The sequence below is a fragment of the Marinomonas aquiplantarum genome (assembly GCF_003314975.1).
Lineage (GTDB): Bacteria > Pseudomonadota > Gammaproteobacteria > Pseudomonadales > Marinomonadaceae > Marinomonas > Marinomonas aquiplantarum.
The window spans coordinates 16,925-38,076 of record NZ_QNRF01000017.1; the positions used below are offsets into that span (position 1 = coordinate 16,925).

Annotated in this window: 21 protein-coding genes; 10 read left to right on the forward strand and 11 right to left on the reverse strand. The window is 44.9% G+C overall.

All coding sequences use genetic code 11. The features are described 5' to 3' along the window. Positions 1-12: 12 nt before the first annotated feature. The 5 genes from DFP76_RS17630 to DFP76_RS17650 form a co-directional block, all read right to left on the reverse strand. Entirely contained in the window at positions 13-591 is a 579-nt protein-coding gene (locus DFP76_RS17630; RefSeq protein WP_113875870.1) for a 50S ribosomal protein L25/general stress protein Ctc, read from the reverse strand. 70 nt (positions 592-661) lie between these two features. Continuing rightward, complete coding sequence (locus DFP76_RS17635; protein WP_063334411.1) at positions 662-1,609, reverse strand: ribose-phosphate diphosphokinase; 948 nt, start codon at positions 1,607-1,609, stop codon at positions 662-664. 57 nt (positions 1,610-1,666) lie between these two features. After that, complete coding sequence (gene ispE, locus DFP76_RS17640; RefSeq protein ID WP_113875871.1) at positions 1,667-2,524, reverse strand: 4-(cytidine 5'-diphospho)-2-C-methyl-D-erythritol kinase; 858 nt, start codon at positions 2,522-2,524, stop codon at positions 1,667-1,669. Between the two features lie 5 nt (positions 2,525-2,529). Next, positions 2,530-3,105: a lipoprotein insertase outer membrane protein LolB gene (gene lolB, locus DFP76_RS17645; RefSeq protein ID WP_113875872.1), complete on the reverse strand. Its 576-nt coding sequence runs from the start codon at positions 3,103-3,105 to the stop codon at positions 2,530-2,532. Beyond that, entirely contained in the window at positions 3,102-4,880 is a 1,779-nt protein-coding gene (locus tag DFP76_RS17650; protein ID WP_113875873.1) for a tetratricopeptide repeat protein, read from the reverse strand. The genes lolB and DFP76_RS17650 overlap by 4 nt, the downstream gene beginning before the upstream one ends. Before the next feature lie 238 nt (positions 4,881-5,118). On the opposite strand from DFP76_RS17650, the gene hemA reads away from it, so the two are divergent. From hemA to prmC, 3 genes are read left to right on the forward strand one after another with little or no spacing between them, the layout of a single operon-like run. After that, a complete protein-coding gene (gene hemA / locus DFP76_RS17655) occupies positions 5,119-6,387 on the forward strand; it encodes a glutamyl-tRNA reductase (protein WP_113875874.1) in 1,269 nt (422 codons plus the stop codon). Between the two features lie 2 nt (positions 6,388-6,389). Further along, positions 6,390-7,478, forward strand: a complete 1,089-nt coding sequence (gene prfA, locus DFP76_RS17660) for a peptide chain release factor 1 (RefSeq protein ID WP_113875875.1) — start codon at positions 6,390-6,392, stop codon at positions 7,476-7,478. A gap of 8 nt (positions 7,479-7,486) precedes the next feature. After that, complete coding sequence (gene prmC / locus DFP76_RS17665; RefSeq protein ID WP_113875876.1) at positions 7,487-8,338, forward strand: peptide chain release factor N(5)-glutamine methyltransferase; 852 nt, start codon at positions 7,487-7,489, stop codon at positions 8,336-8,338. A 73-nt stretch (positions 8,339-8,411) separates the two neighbouring features. Here the strand turns inward: prmC and yaaA are convergent, their stop codons facing one another. Beyond that, positions 8,412-9,194: a peroxide stress protein YaaA gene (gene yaaA / locus DFP76_RS17670; protein WP_113875877.1), complete on the reverse strand. Its 783-nt coding sequence runs from the start codon at positions 9,192-9,194 to the stop codon at positions 8,412-8,414. Between the two features lie 91 nt (positions 9,195-9,285). Here yaaA and DFP76_RS17675 point away from each other — a divergent pair, with 91 nt between their 5' ends. The 3 genes from DFP76_RS17675 to DFP76_RS17685 all read left to right on the forward strand — a co-directional run bounded on the left by DFP76_RS17675 (position 9,286) and on the right by DFP76_RS17685 (position 12,076). Further along, a complete protein-coding gene (locus DFP76_RS17675) occupies positions 9,286-9,471 on the forward strand; it encodes a hypothetical protein (protein WP_113875878.1) in 186 nt (61 codons plus the stop codon). Between the two features lie 50 nt (positions 9,472-9,521). Next, positions 9,522-10,433, forward strand: coding sequence for a hypothetical protein (locus tag DFP76_RS17680; RefSeq protein ID WP_113875879.1), 912 nt, complete (start codon positions 9,522-9,524; stop codon positions 10,431-10,433). Between the two features lie 95 nt (positions 10,434-10,528). Beyond that, positions 10,529-12,076 (forward strand): methyl-accepting chemotaxis protein, encoded by a 1,548-nt coding sequence (locus tag DFP76_RS17685; RefSeq protein ID WP_113875880.1) that lies wholly within the window; start codon positions 10,529-10,531, stop codon positions 12,074-12,076. Positions 12,077-12,141: 65 nt separating this feature from the next. On the opposite strand, the gene DFP76_RS17690 is transcribed toward DFP76_RS17685, so the two are convergent. From DFP76_RS17690 to hemC, 4 genes are read right to left on the reverse strand one after another with little or no spacing between them, the layout of a single operon-like run. Continuing rightward, the gene (locus DFP76_RS17690) at positions 12,142-13,380 is read right to left on the reverse strand and encodes a heme biosynthesis HemY N-terminal domain-containing protein (RefSeq protein WP_113875881.1); all 1,239 of its coding nucleotides are present in this window, start codon (positions 13,378-13,380) and stop codon (positions 12,142-12,144) included. Then, positions 13,377-14,675 (reverse strand): uroporphyrinogen-III C-methyltransferase, encoded by a 1,299-nt coding sequence (locus DFP76_RS17695; RefSeq protein ID WP_113875882.1) that lies wholly within the window; start codon positions 14,673-14,675, stop codon positions 13,377-13,379. The genes DFP76_RS17690 and DFP76_RS17695 overlap by 4 nt, the downstream gene beginning before the upstream one ends. Before the next feature lies 1 nt (position 14,676). Then, the gene (locus tag DFP76_RS17700) at positions 14,677-15,429 is read right to left on the reverse strand and encodes a uroporphyrinogen-III synthase (RefSeq protein ID WP_113875883.1); all 753 of its coding nucleotides are present in this window, start codon (positions 15,427-15,429) and stop codon (positions 14,677-14,679) included. A gap of 17 nt (positions 15,430-15,446) precedes the next feature. Then, a complete protein-coding gene (hemC, locus tag DFP76_RS17705; RefSeq protein ID WP_113875884.1) occupies positions 15,447-16,370 on the reverse strand; it encodes a hydroxymethylbilane synthase in 924 nt (307 codons plus the stop codon). Between the two features lie 156 nt (positions 16,371-16,526). Here hemC and argH point away from each other — a divergent pair, with 156 nt between their 5' ends. Then, complete coding sequence (gene argH, locus DFP76_RS17710; protein WP_113875885.1) at positions 16,527-17,927, forward strand: argininosuccinate lyase; 1,401 nt, start codon at positions 16,527-16,529, stop codon at positions 17,925-17,927. 86 nt (positions 17,928-18,013) lie between these two features. On the opposite strand, the gene DFP76_RS17715 is transcribed toward argH, so the two are convergent. After that, positions 18,014-18,742, reverse strand: coding sequence for a hypothetical protein (locus DFP76_RS17715; protein ID WP_113875886.1), 729 nt, complete (start codon positions 18,740-18,742; stop codon positions 18,014-18,016). Between the two features lie 183 nt (positions 18,743-18,925). Between DFP76_RS17715 and lptM the strand changes: the two genes are divergently transcribed. Genes lptM through dapF form a run of 3 tightly spaced genes read left to right on the forward strand, consistent with a single transcriptional unit; the run spans position 18,926 to position 21,150 of the window. Beyond that, a complete protein-coding gene (gene lptM / locus DFP76_RS18410) occupies positions 18,926-19,045 on the forward strand; it encodes an LPS translocon maturation chaperone LptM (RefSeq protein ID WP_113875887.1) in 120 nt (39 codons plus the stop codon). A 10-nt stretch (positions 19,046-19,055) separates the two neighbouring features. After that, positions 19,056-20,309, forward strand: a complete 1,254-nt coding sequence (gene lysA, locus DFP76_RS17725) for a diaminopimelate decarboxylase (protein ID WP_113875888.1) — start codon at positions 19,056-19,058, stop codon at positions 20,307-20,309. A 10-nt stretch (positions 20,310-20,319) separates the two neighbouring features. Continuing rightward, positions 20,320-21,150 (forward strand): diaminopimelate epimerase, encoded by an 831-nt coding sequence (gene dapF / locus DFP76_RS17730; RefSeq protein ID WP_113875889.1) that lies wholly within the window; start codon positions 20,320-20,322, stop codon positions 21,148-21,150. Positions 21,151-21,152 lie beyond the last annotated feature (2 nt).

Consider the following 21,152-nt stretch of genomic DNA (forward strand, 5'->3'; position numbering starts at 1 on the left):
TGCCTTCAATGCTTAGCGTTTAGCTTTACCAATACGAGCGATTGGTTGGTCATGATCTTCGCCTTTCAACAAAGAAATCAACTCAACGCCTTCTGGAGCAATAACGTCAGATAGGTGGAAGATGTCACCAAGTTGACCTTTTGCAATGTCTACTTCCAATACTTCAGGTAGATTTGCAGGTAGGCAACGAACTTCAGCAAGCTTAGCTTCGATAGTCAAACGACCACCTTGCTTAGCAACACCGTCACTTTGAGCGGCATTAATGAAGCTTAAAGGAACACGAGTTGTGATCACTGCATCTTCTTGTACACGCTGTAGGTCCATGTGCATAACATCGCCCGTTGCTGGGTGACGTTGCAATGCTTTAACTAGTACTTTTTGAGCGTTGCCATCAACAGTTACTTCAACAACAGATGTCAAAAAGCCAGGTGTAGAAACGGCTTTAAGAAGTTCGTTGTCTTTTAGAGAGATAGAAGCTGGCTCAGCGTCGCCACCATAAATGACAGCAGGTACTAGACCTTGGTTACGAAGGCGGCGGCTCGCACCTTTACCTTCTTCAGAGCGTGCTACGGCATTAATAGATAATGACATGATATTTTCCTAATAATAATCAAAGTTTGTGCCCAAAACTGCGACCCGTTCCGAGCGTAAATGTTTGGTTTTAGGCCCCAAACATGGCACTGATTGACTCTTCGTTGCAAACGCGACGAACAGCCTCCGCCATAATGTCAGACATCGACAATTGGCGAATTTGAGGGCAGTTAAGCGCCTCTTGTGTTAATGGAATGGTGTCAGTGACAACCAATTCATCAAGCACAGAATTCTTAATGTTTTCAATGGCTTTGCCGGATAAAACCGGGTGAGTACAATAAGCCAGTACTTTTGCTGCACCGTGTTCTTTTAGTGCTTTTGCTGCGGCACATAAGGTACCACCGGTATCGCACATGTCGTCTACGAGGACACATGTTTTGCCTTCAACGTCACCAATCAAATGCATGATTTGAGCTTCGTTGGCGCGCGGACGACGTTTGTCGATGATAGCCAAATCCGCGTCTTCTAATAATTTGGCAAAAGCTCTTGCTCTAACCACACCGCCCACATCTGGTGAGACGACAGTAATATTTTCATGGCCTTGACGTTGCAAATCATCTAGCAGTAAAGGCGTTGCATAGACATTGTCCACAGGGATGTCAAAAAAGCCTTGGATCTGATCCGCGTGTAAATCGACGGTTAGTACACGGTTAATGCCGACTGCCGAAATCATATCCGCGACCACTTTCGCTGTAATTGGCACTCGTGCAGAGCGTACGCGACGATCTTGGCGAGCGTATCCAAAATATGGAATAACTGCGGTCACGCGTGTTGCAGAGGCACGGCGCAAAGCGTCGGCCATCACAATCAGTTCCATGAGATTGTCATTACTAGGCGCACAGGTAGACTGAATAATAAAAACGTCTTTACCTCGTACATTTTCATTGATCTCAACCGTAATCTCACCGTCACTAAACTTTCCAACGGTTGCGTTACCGATGGGTAGTCCTAGGCGGCGTACCACCCTGCGAGCGAGTTCAGGGTTTGCATTACCGGTAAAAACCATCAACTTGGACACTGTGTATACCCTTTGTTTTTCATAGCGATGTAATAGACTGGTCTGACAAAAAAATGACTATTTGTCTTTGTGTTGCTTAATCCACTGGTTTAGCGCTTCATGAGTAGGAGATTGATTGCATCCAAGACAAACCCAAGCTTGCCATTTTGATGGTACTAATCGTTTTACTCGCTCTGCATCCTGCTGATTATCAAAGGCAATAAAGAGGCAAGCTCCAGTCCCAGTTAATTTCGCATCGCCATGGTTTTTCAGCCATAAATACGCTTCATCGACTTCGGGATTGTGCTTTCTGACCACGTCCAAGCAATCATTGTGCCCACCCAGCTTCAAGGCGTGCGATATTTTGATGGGAGGGGTGTCTCTTGTCAAATGTTTATCGGTAAAAATTTGACCAGTTGTCACATGGCAATCGGGTTTTAAAAGCAAATAATAAGGAGTTGCTGGTTGAACCGCTTGTAGCTTCTCACCAACCCCTTCTGCGAAGGCCGCAAACCCCATAACAAAAATGGGGACGTCGGCGCCCAATGTTACGCCAATGTCAGCCAACTGTTGATGAGATAATCCGCATTCCCATAATTCGTTAAGTGCTAACAACGTCGTGGCTGCATTGGAGCTACCACCACCAATACCGCCGCCCATGGGTAAGCATTTTTCAAGATGAATGTCGGCACCCCATTGAGAATGTTTCCGATAAGGAAGCAGTTGCTGAGCGGCTTTGTAGATCAGATTATCAAAGACAGGTAATTCCGATATAACGGGAGTGATTACTATGTCATCAAGTGTATTTAGATGAAACGTTAAGGTGTCACATAAATCGATGAACTGAAAAACAGTTTGCAGTTCATGGTAGCCATCGTCTCTTTGTCCTGTGATGTGTAAAAAGAGATTAAGTTTTGCGGGGGATGGTAATTGCATAGTACTTACTGAATGGTCCATTGATTGATAATAAGGTTGACCTTGAAGGGCGGTTTAGCGACTTGGATTTTTTGTGGCAGTTCTAATCCGTCAACGTCGGTGAAGCGAGTATAGTTCACCAGCCAGCCATCTTGTTCGATCGACTTGAGGCGCTGTTCCTCATCCAGTTCAATGTTTGCGTCTGTCTCTGGATATGCCATTCCTCGAATCCAGTATGTCACTTGTTGAATTGGGAAATCCCACCCTAACTCGTTGTAAAGAAGCTGACTTGGGTCTTGGCCCGTAATGGTTTTATCTTCATACGTTAAGGTCACTGTGTTGTCTTGGCTTTGACTGAGTTTGGTTGCGCCTTGACCAAATGGACCGACAATATTTAACGAGAAAGTAGTAGGAGTATGGTGCCAATTAAAGTTACCTGAAATGGCATCATCAGGGGTGCGTATTCCAACTCGACCAGAGGTTTCCCACTGCTTAATTGCACTCACGCTTTGTGGTGGTGGCACAATAGGTCCTTTGGGTTGAGTGCTACAGGCAGCAAGAACAAGACTCAAGGCCAATAGGCTGGTCAATCGGTACATCATGAATTTTCATCCTGTTGGTGGTTTTCAAGCAGCGACGGTGAAAGGCGCTTGATGGTATCTAATAAAATAGTGGCGTTCGGCGACTGTTGTAAGGCCGTTTCCCAAATGCTAAGTGCTTGATCGTAATGACGCTGTCGCCATAGTGATTCACCATAGTGAGCCGCAATTTCGGCATCTTGTAAAATGGACCAAGCTTTTTCAAGGTAATAGGAAGATTGCTCGTATTCACCCTTCAAAAACATGCCCCATCCCAAGCTATCTATGATGGCAGGATCATCACCTGAGAGTTCATAGGCTCTTTCGATATAGATCATCGCTTTATCTAGCTGGTCGGTACGAGTCAATAAGGTATATCCCAGCGCGTTTAGATACTGAGCATTGTCAGGGTGTTTTTCTAATAAATTGTTGAGCTCTTCAAGGGTGATGTCCCAATAGCCTAAATGTTCAGCAAACAAAGACTTTTGATAACGTAATTCGTCTGATTCTGGAAATAAGTCGACGGCTTTTGTTAATAGATCATAGGCCAGCATAGGTTGGCCTTTTTCTTGGTGAAGCTGACTAATGGTGGTGACTTGTTCTGGTAGGTATTCACGATTGGTTCGAGTGAGTACTAAATCATTAATGTCTTTTTGTCTGCCTTGATCATAAAGCCACAAAGCCATTTGGTTGGTGGCACTGCTTTGTAACGTTCCATGGACTTTATTCATTATTTCAATGGCATCGTTATGACGACCTAATTCATCTAGTGCAATGGCCTGCAAATAATGTATTTGATTGCGAAAACCTCTTTGTTGCGGGAGCCCGTTAAGTACGTTAAAGGCTAACTCTGGTTGTTTGTATTCGAGTAGCGTGCGCGCTAAGTTTAGGCAGGCTTGAAGTTTGTCGTCTTCGCTGAGTGAAGCGTTGTCTAATAGTTTAATGGCTGTTTGAGCTTGTTCGTTTTCGACCAATAGGCTCAATAATGGGCTTAGGATGTTGACGCTTTGTGGATAGATCTGATTAGCCGTTGTAAGTGTTGAGATGGCTTTGTCTGATTGATTTTGATTCTTTTCACTGTACGCCAGTATCAAGTATAAGGCTTCACTTTTTTCTGTACTTGGATCTTCTATAAGAGCGTTTGCCTGTTGACGGGCTTGTTCATATTGACCTGATAGTAACCACAAATGGGCTTGGCTCAAGCGAATAAACTGATTTTTTTGAGTTAAAGGAGACGCCATTTTGATGGCGCTTTCTAATGTATCCATCACCTGACTGTCACGTACATTGTCTTCAAGGTACAGAGGGAAAAAGCGTAAGGGAACATGATTTAGCATTGCCGTATCAAGTAGCTTGGCGATGTCATTTGGCCGTTCACCTTGCGCATATACTTGCATGGCGAGTGAGTAGGCTTGTTCTGATGTTGGTTCAACAGAGCGCCATAGGTCGGCACTTTGCTCTATGTAGACTTTGTTTCTGGACGCGACGGCGATACGAACAAGTCGTTCAATGAAGGTAGGGTCTTTTGATTCTTGGGCTATGCTGTAAAAATTGTCGTAAGCTTTATTGGGGCCTTCTCGTTGTAGAGTGAATTCGGCCTTGAGTAAATCACTGATTTGGCTTTCTTCATGGCGTTGCGTTTGGTCATTAGCTGTTTCTTGAAACACGGTACTTTCTGGTGGGCGAGTTTGGCTACAAGCAAACAAAAAGGGTAAACAGAAAGACACTAGCCACCACTTAGCTCGAGTGTACGATGCCGTTGAGCGTTGAGCCGATGATGGGGTAAAACCAAATAGCATGAAATTCCTTAACAATATCGTTTTAAGCCACTTATAGTATCCATGGTGAACTTGAATGTCAGTGGTCACCAGATCACTTGTGCTAACTATAAACTAATCCTATTACTTTTATTGACTTTTTGGGGTGCGAAAAAAAGCGAATTTCTCGTATAATGTGTCTTCTTTATGTAAAGAGTCATGTAGAGACGGTATTGTCCTGTCGTTATCTTAATATCTCGATTTTTGAGAAGAGTCCTGAATGCCGCTAATTACCGTAGGTGTCAATCATAAAACTGCTCCTGTTTCGATACGCGAGCGGGTGGCGTTTGCGCCGGAGAAAATGATTGAAGCGTTGTCTTCTCTGGTGGCAGAGAAGCGAGCGCAGGAAGCCGTTATTGTGTCGACCTGTAATCGCACCGAGTTGTATTGTTCGGTTGAAGATTCAGATAAAGCACAAGAGGTAGTGGACTGGCTAGGGCAGTATCACAACATTGACTTGGCTGATCTGAAGCAATATTGCTATACCCATGTGGCGGATGACAGTGTTCGTCACATTATGCGAGTGGCGTCTGGACTGGATTCTCTGATATTGGGCGAGCCACAGATCCTTGGACAAGTGAAGTCAGCATACGCTGTTTCTCAAGAAGGCGAATGCATAGGTCCAGAACTTGAGTCCTTGTTTCAGCGTACTTTCTCAGTGGCAAAGCGAGTCAGAACCGATACGGCCATTGGTGAAAATCCTGTGTCGATTGCGTTTGCCGCCGTTAGTTTGGCGCAACGAATTTTTGCCGACATCAAACGCAGCACCGCTTTACTGATAGGTGCAGGGCAAACCATCGAATTAGTGGCGCGTCATTTAAAAGAGAATGGTGTCAAACGAATTATTGTTGCTAACCGAACATTAGCCAGGGCCGAAGCTCTTGCTAATGAATTGAATGCCGAAGCCATTATGCTTGGTGAGCTTGGAGACTATCTGTCACAGGCTGATATTGTGATCTCCTCAACCGCCAGTCAGTTGCCGATTATTGGTAAAGGTATGGTGGAACGTGCGACGGCAAAGCGACGCCATTCACCAATGTTGTTGGTGGACATTGCGGTCCCTCGTGACATTGAACCAGAAGTTGAAGACGTTAAGGATGCTTACCTTTATACCGTTGATGATCTGCATTCTGTTATCGAAGAAAATGTCAGGGCGCGGCAAGATGCGGCGAAAGCTGCTGAGGCTTTAATTGAACAAGGTGTTGAGTCTTACCGCAAAGCGTTGGACTCCAGAAAAGTATCGGACTTAATTGTCAGCTTTCGCCAATCCGCTGAAATGACCAAGCAGGTTGAGTTGGAAAAGGCCTTAAAAAGTTTAGAAAGTGGCCAATCTCCAGAACAAGTTATGAATAAACTTGCTCATGGCTTGATGAACAAGCTGATCCATGCTCCGACCCGTTATTTACGGGAGGCTGGTAGTGAAGCCGACCAAGAAGCATTAACCATTGCCGCAGATGTGCTCGGCATTAATGAAGAAAAAGATAATTAAAAATGAAAGAATCGATTAAGTTAAAACTAGAAAGCTTGGCAGAACGCTATGAGGAATTGGCCGCTTTATTAAGTGAAGCCGACGTGATCATGGATCAAGATTTGTTCCGCACCTATTCAAAAGAGTACGCGGAGCTTGAGCCAGTAGTTCAGTGCTTTAATGAGTATCAGCAAGTAATGGAAAATATCGAAGAAGCTGAGCTGATGATGACGGACTCTGACCCAGATATCAAAGAAATGGGTGTGGAAGAGATGAAAGCAGGTCAGGAGCAACAAGAAGCCTTGCAGCTCACCTTGCAGAAACTCTTGTTGCCAAAAGACCCAAATGACTCACGTAACGTTTTTCTGGAAGTTCGTGCCGGGACGGGTGGTGATGAAGCCTCTATTTTTTCTGGTGACTTATTCCGCATGTATTCTCGTTATGCTGAAACCCAGCGTTGGAAAGTGGAAATAGTGAGTGCCAGCGAAGGTGAGCACGGCGGTTACAAAGAGGTGATTGCTCGAATTGTTGGTGACGGCGCTTATTCTAAATTGAAGTTTGAGTCAGGGGCTCACCGTGTACAGCGTGTGCCTGCGACCGAGTCGCAAGGGCGAATTCATACCTCCGCTTGTACGGTTGCCATCATGCCAGAAATGGATGAAGTAGAAGGCATTGATATTAATAAGGCTGATTTGCGTGTGGATACTTTCCGTGCCTCTGGAGCCGGTGGTCAGCACGTTAACAAAACCGATTCTGCGATTCGTATTACACACATTCCAACCGGTGTAGTAGTGGAGTGTCAGGATGAACGTTCGCAACATAAGAACCGTGCTAAAGCCATGTCTTTATTGGCATCTCGTTTGTTGGCTGCTGAGCAAGAAAAAGCGGCCAGTGAGCAATCCGAAGCACGTAAATCCTTGGTGGGAAGCGGCGATCGATCCGAGCGTATTCGAACTTACAACTACCCTCAAGGTCGAGTGACAGATCACCGAATTAATTTGACCTTGTACAAGCTAGACGAGATTGTCACAGGGGATTTGGATGTTCTGATTAACCCTTTGGTTAATGAGTTCCAAGCAGAACAGCTTGCTACTTTGAGTGGTGATAATTGATTTCGCCTATGCGCATAGATGAATCCTTACAAGGCGCCTCTGAGCGCCTTCGTTTTATATCAGATACCGCATTACTTGATGCTCAGCTGTTATTGGCGCAAGTGCTGAAGGTTACAACATCTTATTTTTACTCTTGGCCAGAAAAGACATTAACGGACAAAGAGCAGTTTCAGTTCGACGTGCTTTTGAAACGCCGAGAGCAAGGTGAACCGATTGCTTATATTTTGGGCAAACAAGCATTTTGGACCTTAGATCTAGAAGTCTCACCTTGCACGCTAATCCCTAGAGCGGATACGGAATGTTTGGTTGAAGCGGCATTGACGGTATTACAAGCAAAAGGCAAGCAAATATTGGACTTAGGCACAGGAACCGGTGCGATTGCCCTGGCATTGGCGACTGAATGTCGTGATTCAGAGGTGCTTGGGGTGGACCTGATTGCCGATGCGGTGTCGTTGGCTAAGCGAAATGCGGCCAGTCATCAGATTAGTAATGCTCGTTTTGTGCAAAGTCGTTGGTTTGAACAGTTAGCAGAATCAAGTAAATTTGATTTGATTGTATCAAACCCGCCTTATATCGACCCTGAAGACCATCATTTGTCTGAAGGTGATGTGCGTTTTGAGCCAAAGACGGCGCTGGTGGCGGAAAATCATGGCTTGGCTGATATTGAGCACATTATTGAACAAGCCCCAACATTTTTGAAAGCAGGCGGACATCTTATGTTTGAGCATGGTTATGACCAAGCGAGAGCCGTCCGTGGTTTGTTGATTGACGCTGGTTTCAGTGACGTTCAAAGTGTCCAAGATTTTGGTGGTAATGACCGTGTGACAATGGGGTGTTTGTCTCAACTTAACCCTTCATAAAGGACTTCTCAGTGATACTAAGGGTATGTAATCTATCCTGAGTATCACTGAGGTCATTTTGCTTTATCTGTGTTTACTTATTAGGTTGTGCGCTTTCCGGGCGGACAAACACAGGAACGTCGGCAGTTGAGCGATCAGCGTCATAGCGATAGCCTGCCAGATCAAAAGCTTTTAACTCTTCTAATGTCTGACAACGATTTTCAATTAAGTATCGAGCCATTAAACCTCGCGCTTTTTTAGCGTAGAAGCTGATGACTTTAAATTGACCGTTTTTCTCGTCTAAGAAGTTAGGGCTGACCAGTGGTGTCGTCAGCTTTTTCTTATTGACGGCTTTAAAATACTCATTAGAGGCAAGGTTAACCAATAGCTCACCTTCATCCAATTCTTGGTTAAGTTTGTCGACAATAATGTCACCCCAAAACTGGTAAAGATTAGAGCCGCGAGGGTTGGTGAGTTTAGTGCCCATTTCAAGGCGATAGGCCTGCATGAGATCAAGCGGTTTCAATAGGCCATATAGCCCACTCAAGATTCTTAAGTTTTGCTGTGCATACTGCATGTCTTCTTCGTTTAGGGAATATGCATCTAAGCCAGTGTACACATCGCCCATAAAGGTATAAATCGCCGGGCGGCTATTGTCACTGGTGTGGTTTTCTTGCCATGCTTGGTAGCGTTCCACGTTTAGTGTTGCTAGTTTGTCGCTGAGTTTCATTAAGCTGGCAATATCAGCGGGAGAATAGTTAGACAATGTCTTGATTAATAATTGAGACTCCTGCGTTAGTTGCGGCAAGCTGGAGAGGGGCAAGCTTGGTTCAGAGGTTAGATCCAGAGTTTTCGCTGGGGAGATTAAAAATTTCATAATATTCTCATCTACGTCGAGTTTGCGTTTTCTAAAGATTATCCATAGAGTGTCGATAGATATCCAGACAATGCATTAATAGAGATAATTTATGAATGATAATCTGATACTATTCCCAAGAATAAATCAGCGTTCTAATGAAAGTCTATGGCCGGTTGAAAAGCGTGCTGAGTTGATTGCTCTACGTGAAGAGTTCGATCGTGCTCGTGAGGACTGGCCATTAGAAATGGCTGAATTGCCTGAAAATAATAAACGATATTGTGGCTCAGAAAAATAATCGCACTTACGGACGAATTTTATCTAGGGCTGCCTAACTAAGGTGCCGTCATGTTGTCCTTCTTGGTTCGCCATTCTCTTCCTGTTATGTTTTTGTTTGCCTTACTAGGATTTGTCTTCCCGTCTCTCTCTCTAGCTGTCTTTCCTTATTTACCTCTGGTGTTATTTAGTTTAATGACGTTAACGCTGCTTGGTATGAAACAGAGCGAACTGCTGAAACGACTGAGCCAAGTTCGTGTTTGGCGATATGCTGCTTTACACGCGTTCCTTTTTATGGGGCTGGCGACACTTTTAGGTTGGGTGTTTTCATTAACGGCCGATTTGTTGCTAGCGATACTCGCAGTTGCTGCGACGGGTTCTTTGTTTGCTACGCCAGCCATCGTTAAGGCATTAGGCTTTGATAATATTGAAGCCATGGCAATGACCATTGCAACGACCTTGCTCTTACCTGTTACGGTAAGTGTGGCGTTATTGAGTGCGCCTTTGAATGACTTGGGGCTTGATTGGGCCAGTTACTTTGCTCGTCTTGTTATTTTTATTTTTGGTCCCATGGTGTTCTCATTTTTAGTGCATGCTTATTGCCCTACAGAGCGGCTTAATCGTGTGTTGTTGAAAATTTCCCCGTATACCATATTGCTCGTTTTTGCTTTTCCTTTAGGGTTAGTGGGGAGTTTTCGTTTGATGTTTGATGCTGATCCTATGATGGCGTTGCGCTACTTTATAATTGCGGTGGTACTGTGCATGGTGTTTTTCGTGACTACCTTTATGGTGTTTCGTAAACAGGGAGTGGAAATTGCGTTAACGGCGGCGATTACATCAGGAAATCGAAATGTGTTGCTAACTTACAGTGTGGCTGGAGTTTTGTTGGGACCTGCTTTTTTACCTTTAGCTGGCGCATTACAAATCCCTACATATCTGTTGCCTGTTGTTACTCGCTGGCTACATAAAAACTTACTACAGTAATTCTTAATTCATTGTTTATGAATTTGTTATCCTCGCTGTATCTTAGGGGGACCTAGGATGAAGGAGATAATTGTAAACTGATTAAGGATAATTTTATGCGCAATAACACCCCAGTAACGGATCAAGAAAGAAGTTTTGATCCAAGTGTTAAACTGGTGTCCACAACAGATCTAAAAGGTAAGATTCTTCATTGTAATGACGCTTTTATTCAAGTTAGTGGTTTTGAAAAAGAAGAACTGATCGGCAGTCCCCATAACTTAGTTCGACACCCAGATATGCCGAAAGAGGCGTTTGAGGTGATGTGGCAAACCCTTAAACAGGGTAAGGCTTGGATGGGGTTGGTAAAAAATCGTTGTAAAAATGGCGATTTTTATTGGGTAGATGCCTATGTCACACCAGTGACGGAGAATGGCAAGGTCGTTGGCTATGAATCGGTGCGAACGGTACCGAAGCGTGAAGACGTGACTCGAGCGGAGAAACAATATAAAGCGATCCGCCAAGGGAAACAGGTCATTCCTAAAAAATGGCAGTCTTGGCAGCTGCTTTTGCCGCTAGCTTTAGTGGTGGTGTCTTTTCTGTCTGCGTTGCAAAATCTCTACCTTGGCTTAGGCGTGTTGCTGTTAGCCAGTTTGCTGGCGAATGTTTTATTTTGGCGTTATCAAGTCAACTTGAATCAACAGCTTAAAAGTCGATTACCTGATGCTTTTATGCACCCGTTAGCGGCCGTGACCTATTCAGATCAAGCGCTTTCTATTGCTCAGCTGGAAGTCGGGGCGAAGAGTATGATGTCACGCATTGATACTGTGTTAACACGCTTTGAAGATGAGTCATCTAAAGTCTCTGAACAATCGAGAGTTGGGCTTTCTTTCACCATGGAAACGACCAAGGGCATGGTAAGTCAACAGCATGAAACGCAAGATGTGGCTACCGCTATGCAAGAAATGACATCGACTATTAATGATGTGGCGCACCATGTTCAAGTGACGGCCGACAGTGCGAAATCCTCGCTTCATTCTGCGCAATCTGGTCAGGTGATCATTACGGATGCACAAGCTTCAATTCAAGACCTCAGCGAAACAGTAAATGAGATCAGTGCGACTGTTCAGGACTTAGCTCAGCATTCGGAAAAAATTGCAGATGTGGCTCAAGTGATCGATCAAATTGCAGAGCAAACGAATTTACTGGCGCTTAATGCGGCCATTGAGGCGGCTCGGGCCGGAGAACATGGTCGAGGCTTTGCGGTGGTTGCTGATGAGGTTCGTCAGCTGGCGATGCGCACGCAGGGCTCGACTCAAGATATTCATAAGATCATCGAAACCTTGAGGGCAGGTGCTGGAAGTTCGGTAAAAGTCGCTCATCAGGGTAAGTTAGATGCCGAGCAAGGTTTGCAAAAAATCGTTGAAATGGCTCAGGCTTTTGAGGAAATTGTGGCTTCTGTGTCGAATATCACTGACATGTCGATTCAAATGTCTGCTGCAGTAGAAGAGCAAGCACAAGTGTCGGAAGACATTAACCGCCAAGTTGTCCGTATTTCTGATTTGGCTGAGCAGAGCTCTGAGAAATCGCAACTTTCCAGTGACAGCATTCGTTTGTTACAAAGAGTGGCAGACGATATGCATGAACTGGTCGTGCGCTTTAAATAGTTTTAATTCATTTAATTAGAAATGAAGAAGTAAAACAAAAAGCTGCCCAAGGGCAGCTTTTTTGCTTAATGATGTGAGGGTAAAGGTAAAGGCTTTAACTGATTGCTGGCTTGATTTAGGTTGATCATCATCAAGTTTTGACTGGCTTTACTGTCCCCCATAGCATCAAGCAAGCGGCTCAACTCTGCTAAAGCCTCGCTTTGTCCATCGAGAGAGAGAGCTTGTTCATAATAGTCTTTCGCCTTCCCCCATAACATCATGGTTTGACTTAAACGTCCTGCCACTAGATATAAGTTTGCGCTGGCAGGTTCTTTCTTTAGCCAGCCTTCGCAGTTTGTTAGACGTTTTTTCACATTGCCTTGTTGAATGTTTGCGTATTCGTAGACAAGTTTTTCTGACCATTTTTGGTTTAGGCTTTGGCGAATAAAATGTTCTGCCTTGGTATCATCACCAAAGTGAATTAAGGTTTGAGCATAAAGCTGACGCATACGATCGTCTTGTGAGAGGGTGTCCAGCTTATTCCATAAGGACTCTACTTCAGCAACCAGTTCCTTGCTGTTTTGGCCTAGTTTATTGCGGAATTTGATTTTATCCAACAAGGCTAAAAAGGCATTGCGCTCTAATTCCAGCATATTGTCTTCATCAAAAATGCCGTCTTTTTTAAGTGTTGGGGTTAACGCTAACAGAGCATCCCAATCTTTCAGTTTGGTGTAAACGGACACCAGCATTTTAACGACTTGTCGATGCTTAGGTTTTAGTTTATGAAGTCGCAATAGTGAAGCCAATGCACCTTCGTAATGCTCTTGTTTGATTTGCAATTGGCTTTGTGCAAAACCAATTGCAAACTCTGCTTCAGGGGTGGATTTGTGAGCTGAACGAAGTAGGGATTTAGAGCGCTCATGTTCCTCTTGTTCACTCGCGGCGTAAGCCGCGCCAATGTAGTTAATAAGTGGGTAAGGTACGCGATCAGCACTGTTCGTCAGTAGTTTTTCGGCTCGATTCCAGTTGCCGCCGACCAGTTCTAATAGACCTCGAATAGCATTACGTGAGGCTCTTTTTTGAGCTAGGTTGTCAGTCACTTTAGCAATGGAGTTACTGGGTCTGAGAGTGATAAATAAAATGCGTTTGACCCAGCTCATCACAAATAACGTGACGATCATAGCGGCTAGCAATACCCAAAGACTAGTCTCGATTGTGACACCGTTGAAGGCAATAAGTACATAGCCAGAGTCTTGGCGCATTAGTAGTCCTAATACACCACCTGCTGCCATCATGATGACCAGTAGAAAGAGTAGCTTTCTCATGAATTTTCTCCTTCAGAGCGAGCGTCATCCACAGCGTTTGCGTTTTCTTCTTGGTCCATTATTTTTGTCTTGTTCTCAACAGCGGATGGTTGTTCCGTGCTCGCTGGGTCAGCATTATTATCAGTGGGTTGGCGCTGATTCCAGTCTTTCATTAGGTTTTTCATGGCTAATAATGACGACCGAGGTAAAGGCAAGGTGGGGGATGGGTCGATTTGTTGTAACTCGGTTAAGCTGGCAAGGAAAGACGTGACTAGGTTTGATTGGGTGTCAAAGTGTTCCGTGATGGCCGTAGCGACACGGGATAAAGCTTGCTGATAAATGAGGGTTTCACCTTTCATCAGGGCGACCTGTGCCACATCCAACTGTAACTGTAGGCCTGTTGTTAGTTCTTGATATTCTGCCGGCGGTAACAAAGCTTTGATTGGTTTGTGCTGATAGTTAATTACCACTAAAGAGCGCAATGATTGCCAGAAATTTTGCAGTTCTGACTCAATACGACTGGTTGTTGTCGTGTCTTCGGAGCTGGCATCTTGCTGACTCTTTTGCCATTCTTTTGAGGGTTCTCGTTGTGGCAAAGTGATAATGCTGTCATGCAACGCTGTGAGTTGCAGATATTTGCCTTCCAAATCAAATTGGCTGGTTGCACTCAACGCTTGAATGTCTTTCGCCAAGGCCTTGCGTGTGTCAAACGTAATTGGATCTTGCTGCTCTTTTAAAATGTCATCGGCATTGCTTAACAAGGAGATAGCCCCTTTAGTATCTGCTTCAAGCAATAAACGCTGGTTAGCAAGGCGGATCAGGTATTCTGCTTCGGCCAGTTTCCAATCTTCTTTGGTGGTGTTGTTTAACCGTTGTAATTTAGCCTCTAAGGACTGTATTTTATTGCTTTGCTCAATCTGTTGTTGCGTAAGCTTTTTCGTTTCTTGCTGAGCGGACTGTTGAGCTCGGATGACGTCTTTTGCCACTTGATCGAGTTGGGCTTTGTTGGTTTGGTTGGTTTTCAATTCGGCAGTGAGTGTGTCTTGCTGCACTTTAAGTTGCTGGATGTTCTGAGAAATGGGGCTGATAGTTGACTGATAATACAGCCAGCCGCTGGTGGCGATTGCAATCAAAGAGACGCATAGAGAAACAGACGTCAAAGTCATTGTGAGACCATGATTGCTCCCCTTGTCTTTGGCTGGGGCAACGGAATTAGAATGAGTAACCTCATCAGCACTTTCGGTAGCGGCGTTGTTTTGCTCTGGGCTCTTTGAGAGGCTGGTGTCATTGGATTCGTGCTTGTTGTTATCAGTCATTCTAATGTCCTGTGTGAATTTCCGTCGCGTTGATTAGGCTTGTGTCATCCGCACCGTGAGCGCATATCGCCTTTTTCCAACCTAATTCTAATGCCAGTTGATTGACTCTTTCGCTGGGCGTAAAAATAGGCAGAGACAGCCATTCCGGTTTATGTTGCATCGCATACTCTGAAAGATGTGTTAACCCTTCACCACTGGTGACCCATATTAAATTAATATCGGGCAGCATGAAGAAAGTTTGAGCGTGATACAGAGGTTTTTTTCTTTCGTAAAGAGAAAGATAACTGACTTTTGCGCCTCTGTCTTCCAGTTGTTGTGCGAGTTCTGGTCGACCGCCATGGCCACGAACGATGAGGATTTTTTGATCACGCATTTTAACTGGCTTAAGCCAAGCCAATAACGCCTCTGTTGTATGACCCGGATTCGCAATAGCGGGGACGCCTTCGTCTAACAGGGTTTGAGTGGTGCCTTGACCAATACCGATCCAGTTGACGCCGACAGGTAGCATGGGCCAACATTGATCAAGCCATTCACAGGCTAATCTCGCAGCGTTCTTGCTGACGAAAATGACGTAGTTAAACTCGTCGATATTAAAAACTTGTGAGCGTATTGCGGCGATTTTTTGTGGGTCATTAACCGCTTCTATGCTCAGCATCGGTAAGGAGGCAGCTTGCCAGCCATGAGCAATGACTCGCTCACAGCTTAACTGGTTTTCAGGTTCTGGACGTGTAATCAGAATATGATGATTGGGCACGGCTAAAAGACCTTAATTTATTGGTAAATGGCATCAAGGATGGTATTGGCACCACGAGAAAGTAACTCTTCAGCCAGTGTTACTCCCAATTGTTTGGCGTTGTCTTTGTGTCCTCGTATGTCACTTTGGATCATGGTTTTGCCATCAGGACTTCCTACTAATCCTCGTAACCAAATTTCATCTTGTTGAAGAATCGCAAAGCAAGCGATTGGTGCTTGGCAACCGCCATTTAATCGTTCGTTTAAAGCACGCTCAGCGGTCACTCGGTAGGTGGTTTCTTCGTGCTGAAGTGGCACAAGTAATTCAAGCGTGGGTCGATCATCGGCACGGCATTCAATTCCCATGGCACCTTGTCCGCCAGCGGGAAGGCTTACTTCAGCTGGTATTTTCTGACGAATCCTTTCCTGCATTTCGAGGCGAAGCAAGCCTGCGGTTGCCAAAATGATCGCGTCATATTCCCCCTCGTCCATTTTTCTTAGGCGGGTGTTCACGTTACCACGCAAATCCTTGATGATGAGATCTGGGCGTTGCATTTTTAGTTGGCAAGAACGGCGCAAACTGGAGGTGCCGACAACCGCCCCAGCGGGAAGATCGTCTAAGCTTGAATACTGATTAGAAACGAAAGCATCACTAGGATCTTCGCGCTCGCAAATAACGGCAAGACCTAAGCCTTCTGGAAAGGCCATCGGTACGTCTTTCATGGAATGAACGGCGATGTCAGCTCGCCCATCTAGTAGTGCCGCTTCAAGCTCTTTGACAAATAGCCCTTTGCCACCGATTTTGGATAATGGGGAGTCTAAAATTTGATCGCCTTTGGTGGTCATGCCAAGGAGTTCCACGGTTAAATCTGGATACAGGCTTTCGAGTTGTGCTTTGACGTTGTTGGCTTGCCAAAGAGCGAGTTGGCTTTCTCGAGTTGCGATCACAATTTTATCTTTCACTGTGTCTCCTAGTGCGTTGCGGACCGATGAAAATCCTTAAAATTTGCTGCTCATGATACTCGTTAAGAGTCCCTTCGTCATCTTTCAATACTTTATAAGTGGAGGCGCATAAGGTACTCTTTGCAGCAAAATGAACCTAGTGTAGGAACTAACCGAATGACGGATACAAATAAAACCACAAACCAGCAATGGGGTGGTCGTTTTTCTGAGCCTGTTGATGCTTTTGTTGCGCGTTTTACGGCTTCTGTTGAGTTTGATCAAAGAATGGCGAAACAAGACATTCAGGGGTCCATTGCCCATGGCAAAATGTTAGCCAGTATTGGTGTGCTAACAGAAGACGAGCGTGATCAGATTATTCAGGGCTTGACTGAAATTGAAGAAGAAATCGCCCGTGGTGAATTTGAATGGTCAATTGAGCTAGAAGACGTTCATATGAACATTGAAGCGCGTCTGACTCAAAAAATCGGTATTACCGGTAAAAAACTGCACACAGGTCGTTCTCGTAATGACCAGGTTGCAACAGATATCCGCCTTTACATGCGTGACGAAGTGGACTTTTTGTTAGAAGAAGTGACGCGCTTGCAACAAGGTATTTTAAGTCTAGCGGAAAAAGAAGCCGATACGATTATGCCAGGCTTCACGCATTTGCAAACAGCACAGCCTGTGACGTTTGGGCATCATTTGATGGCTTGGTATGAAATGATGCAGCGTGATTATGAGCGTCTTGTGGATTGCCGTAAGCGAATTAACATCTTGCCTCTTGGTGCAGCGGCGTTAGCGGGCACAACGTACCCCATTGACCGTAACATGACAGCAGAGCTGCTAGGTTTTGAACGTCCTACTTATAACTCCTTGGATTCAGTCAGTGACCGTGATTTCGCTATCGAATTTACCTCGACGGCTTCCATTATCATGATGCACTTGTCCCGTTGGGCTGAAGAGTTGGTCATGTGGACGTCAGCTCAGTTTAACTTTATCTATTTGCCGGATCGCTTCTGTACGGGGTCTTCAATCATGCCGCAGAAGAAGAATCCAGATGTGCCAGAATTGGTACGCGGTAAAACGGGTCGAGTTTATGGTCACTTAATGGGATTACTTACCTTAATGAAGTCTCAGTGTTTGGCTTACAATAAGGATAACCAAGAAGATAAAGAACCTTTGTTTGATACTGTTGATACCTTAAAAGGCTCTCTACGTGCCTTTGCTGACATGATTCCGGCGATCGAATCTCGTAAAGAGCACATGTATGAAGCCGCGCGTCGAGGGTTCTCAACGGCAACGGATTTGGCCGACTATTTGGTGCGCCATGGTGTGGCATTCCGTGATGCTCACGAAATTGTTGGTAAAGCGGTTGGATACGGTGTGAAAGAAGGCAAGGATTTGTCTGAAATGACCTTGGAAGAACTGCAGTCATTTGGCGATATGATTGAGCAAGATGTGTTTGATGTACTGACATTGGAAGGTTCTGTTGCTGCTCGTGACCACATTGGTGGGACAGCGCCAGCACAAGTATTAAGTGCTGTGGAACGTGCAAAATCTGAGTTAGCCGCTCGATAGTCGAACGGTATAACGTATCTTGTTGAAGATAAAACGACGACCTAGGATCGTCGTTTTTTTGCAAAAATAGAATGCCAGTTTGGTGGTTACTCAGAAAGTGGGAATGCTCCGTCAGGGCCTAAGAAGGTACTAGGGGCAATGTTTAGTTCGAAATGGAAGGTTTCTTTTTGGCCATTACAGCCCGCAAAGACGATCGCCCAAGCTTCATCGCTTCCTGGTTCTGGTATGCGCCAACAGACACCTTCAATATTGACGTATTTTGTGCCATCCGCATCTTGAGTAATGGGGTAGGCTGTCTCTTTTTGTTGCCCTTTCAAATAGGCTTCTTGGTCTTGTTTGGCTTTTTCTATTTTTGCCCTTAGTGATGGAGAAAAGATGGCTTCTGCCTCGCCGTTATCTTCACTTGATGAAGAGCTGCTTAAGTCCAATAGTGGGGATTTCCCATTGAGGTCGTCGACAAGTTGAGACGACGTCTCTATCGGTAAATCGGTTTGATGATTAAACGCCGAAGAGGGGACGGATGACGCTTCTAGTTTAACATTTTTGTCACTCGTACTACTGGTGTCAGTGGCCGGTATGCTGTTGATGTCGTTTGGTGTATTGTCTTGTTCATTGCTTGTCGAGTCTTTTGATGGCCGACTGTCTATTGTCTGCGGTTGCGATGGCGCATTTTTCTTAAGAATAAAAAGTTCTGGACGAGTGGCATCCGCTTGATCGTTTAGCCAGCTTGCTGGTGCTGACCATTCTAGTAACAGTATGTGTAGAACAATGGCGCAACCTAATGCGATGCTCCATGGAAGGATTTTGTTCTTCATTCTGCTTTGTAAGCTAACCTCTGTTGAAAATGTCTGTCTTTATCTTGGTGTTTCTATGGTGAAATTCAAGCTTTCTTCATTTTCTTTAGGGCAAAGAATATCCCGCTATTTCGTGTGCTAGGGTTGGGAAACCCATGATTGGCAAGGTATACTAGCGTCATCAAAAAATGAAGAGATATGACGATGTCTAAGTGGCTAGCAATTTTTATTTTGACCGGACTTATAGTTGCTTGTGGTAATAAAGGTGCGCTTTATTTGCCTGAGAATAAACTGCCGTCACAACCAACATCGTCACAAAATTGAGGATACCCCTTTGGATTTATTTACTTATGCAAATCAGACTCTACATGCAGAAGGCGTTGCCTTGTCTGATGTTGCTGAACAGTTTGGCACCCCTTGCTATGTTTACTCACGTGCGATGTTTGAACGCCACTATATGGATTATGCCGAAGCATTTGCAGCTCACCCAACGCTGATTTGTTATGCGGTTAAAGCTTGTTCGAATATTGCGATTTTGAATGTTCTAGCACGCTTAGGAGCGGGCTTCGATATTGTCTCTATTGGTGAGCTTGAGCGAGTATTAAAAGCAGGAGGCGATCCTGCGAAGGTCATGTTCTCTGGCTTGGGTAAGCAAGAAGTAGAAATGCGTCGTGCTTTGGAAGTTGGTATTCACTGCTTCAATGTTGAGTCAGAGGCAGAATTGTATCGCTTAGACAAGGTGGCAGGAGAAATGGGCAAACAAGCTCCGATTTCCTTACGCGTTAATCCTGATGTCGATGCGAAGACTCACCCTTATATTTCCACTGGCCTTAAAGAAAATAAATTCGGTATCGACATCAAAGATGCGGTTCGTATTTATCAAATCGCTAATGAATTACCGAATCTTGATGTGATGGGCGTGGATTGTCATATCGGCTCGCAATTGACGGAATTAAAACCTTTCTTGGACACGTTCGACCGTTTGGTTGGATTGTTGGAAGAATTGGCCGCCGTAGGGATCAAAATCAAGCATTTGGATTTAGGTGGTGGTCTTGGTGTTCGTTATCGTGATGAAGTGCCACCAAAACCAGCGGATTACGCTAAATTACTGTTAGAAAAAGTCAACGGTATGGACGTGACGTTGGCGTTTGAACCTGGCCGTTCCATTGCTGCCAATGCTGGTGTGATGTTGACTCAGGTGGAATTCCTGAAATGTAATGATCATAAAAATTTTGCCATCATTGATGGCGCGATGAATGATTTGATTCGTCCTTCCCTTTACAGTGCTTGGATGGATATTGTGCCTGTTTCTCAGCAACCAACAGCGGAAGGTAAGCGCGTATACGATTTAGTGGGCCCGGTATGTGAAACGGGTGACTTCTTAGGTAAGGATCGTGAACTGGATATTCAGGCGGGTGATTTATTGGCTGTTCGCTCTGCGGGTGCTTATGGTTTTACGATGGCATCGAATTATAACAGTCGAAATCGTGCTGCTGAGGTGATGGTGGATGGTGATAAAGCGTATTTAATACGAGCACGTGAAACCATTGAGCATCAGTTGGCTGGCGAACAAGTTCTGCCAGACTGAGGAGGCGGTTGTGTTATTGAAATTTACAAAGATGCATGGCCTCGGTAACGATTTTGTGGTGGTGGATGCGGTTTCGCGTAAAGTGTTTTTTAATAAATCGCAAATCGAGCGTTTAAGTGACCGTAATTGGGGAATTGGTTTTGACCAATTATTGGTTGTTGAGCCACCTTCTAATCCGGATATGGACTTCCGCTACCGAATTTATAACTCAGACGGCAGTGAAGTCGAGCATTGTGGTAATGGCGCGCGTTGTTTCGCTAAGTTTGTATTGGATCGCGAGCTGACTCATAAGCGAGTTATTAATGTTGAAACCAAGCGTGGCGCCATTCAGCTGAGAGTAATGGACAGTGGGCTAGTAACCGTTGACATGGGTGCGCCTAGTTTCGTTCCGGCGGATTTACCTTTCTCTGCAGAGCTTGACGACGGTTTGTACCCACTAACGGTTGATGGTGAGAATTATCAAATTACACCTGTTTCTGTCGGTAACCCTCATGCAGTGTTAAAGGTTGATGCATTGCAAGATGATCAGGTGCAGAGCCTAGGCGCTAAAATAGAGTCACATGAACGTTTTCCAAGTAAGGTTAATGTGGGCTTTATGCAAGTGGTTAACTCATCTGAAATTAACTTGCGAGTGTTTGAGCGTGGTGTTGGTGAAACTCAGGCTTGTGGTACTGGCGCTTGTGCGGCCGTTGTAGCAGGTATTAAGCAAGGTTGGCTGGCACCTAAAGTGACAGCGCATTTACGTGGCGGTGATTTGCATATTGAATGGGCTGGTGAAGGCGAACCGATTCTTATGACGGGACCGGCTGAAAAAGTGTTTGAAGGTCAAATTTACCTATAGAG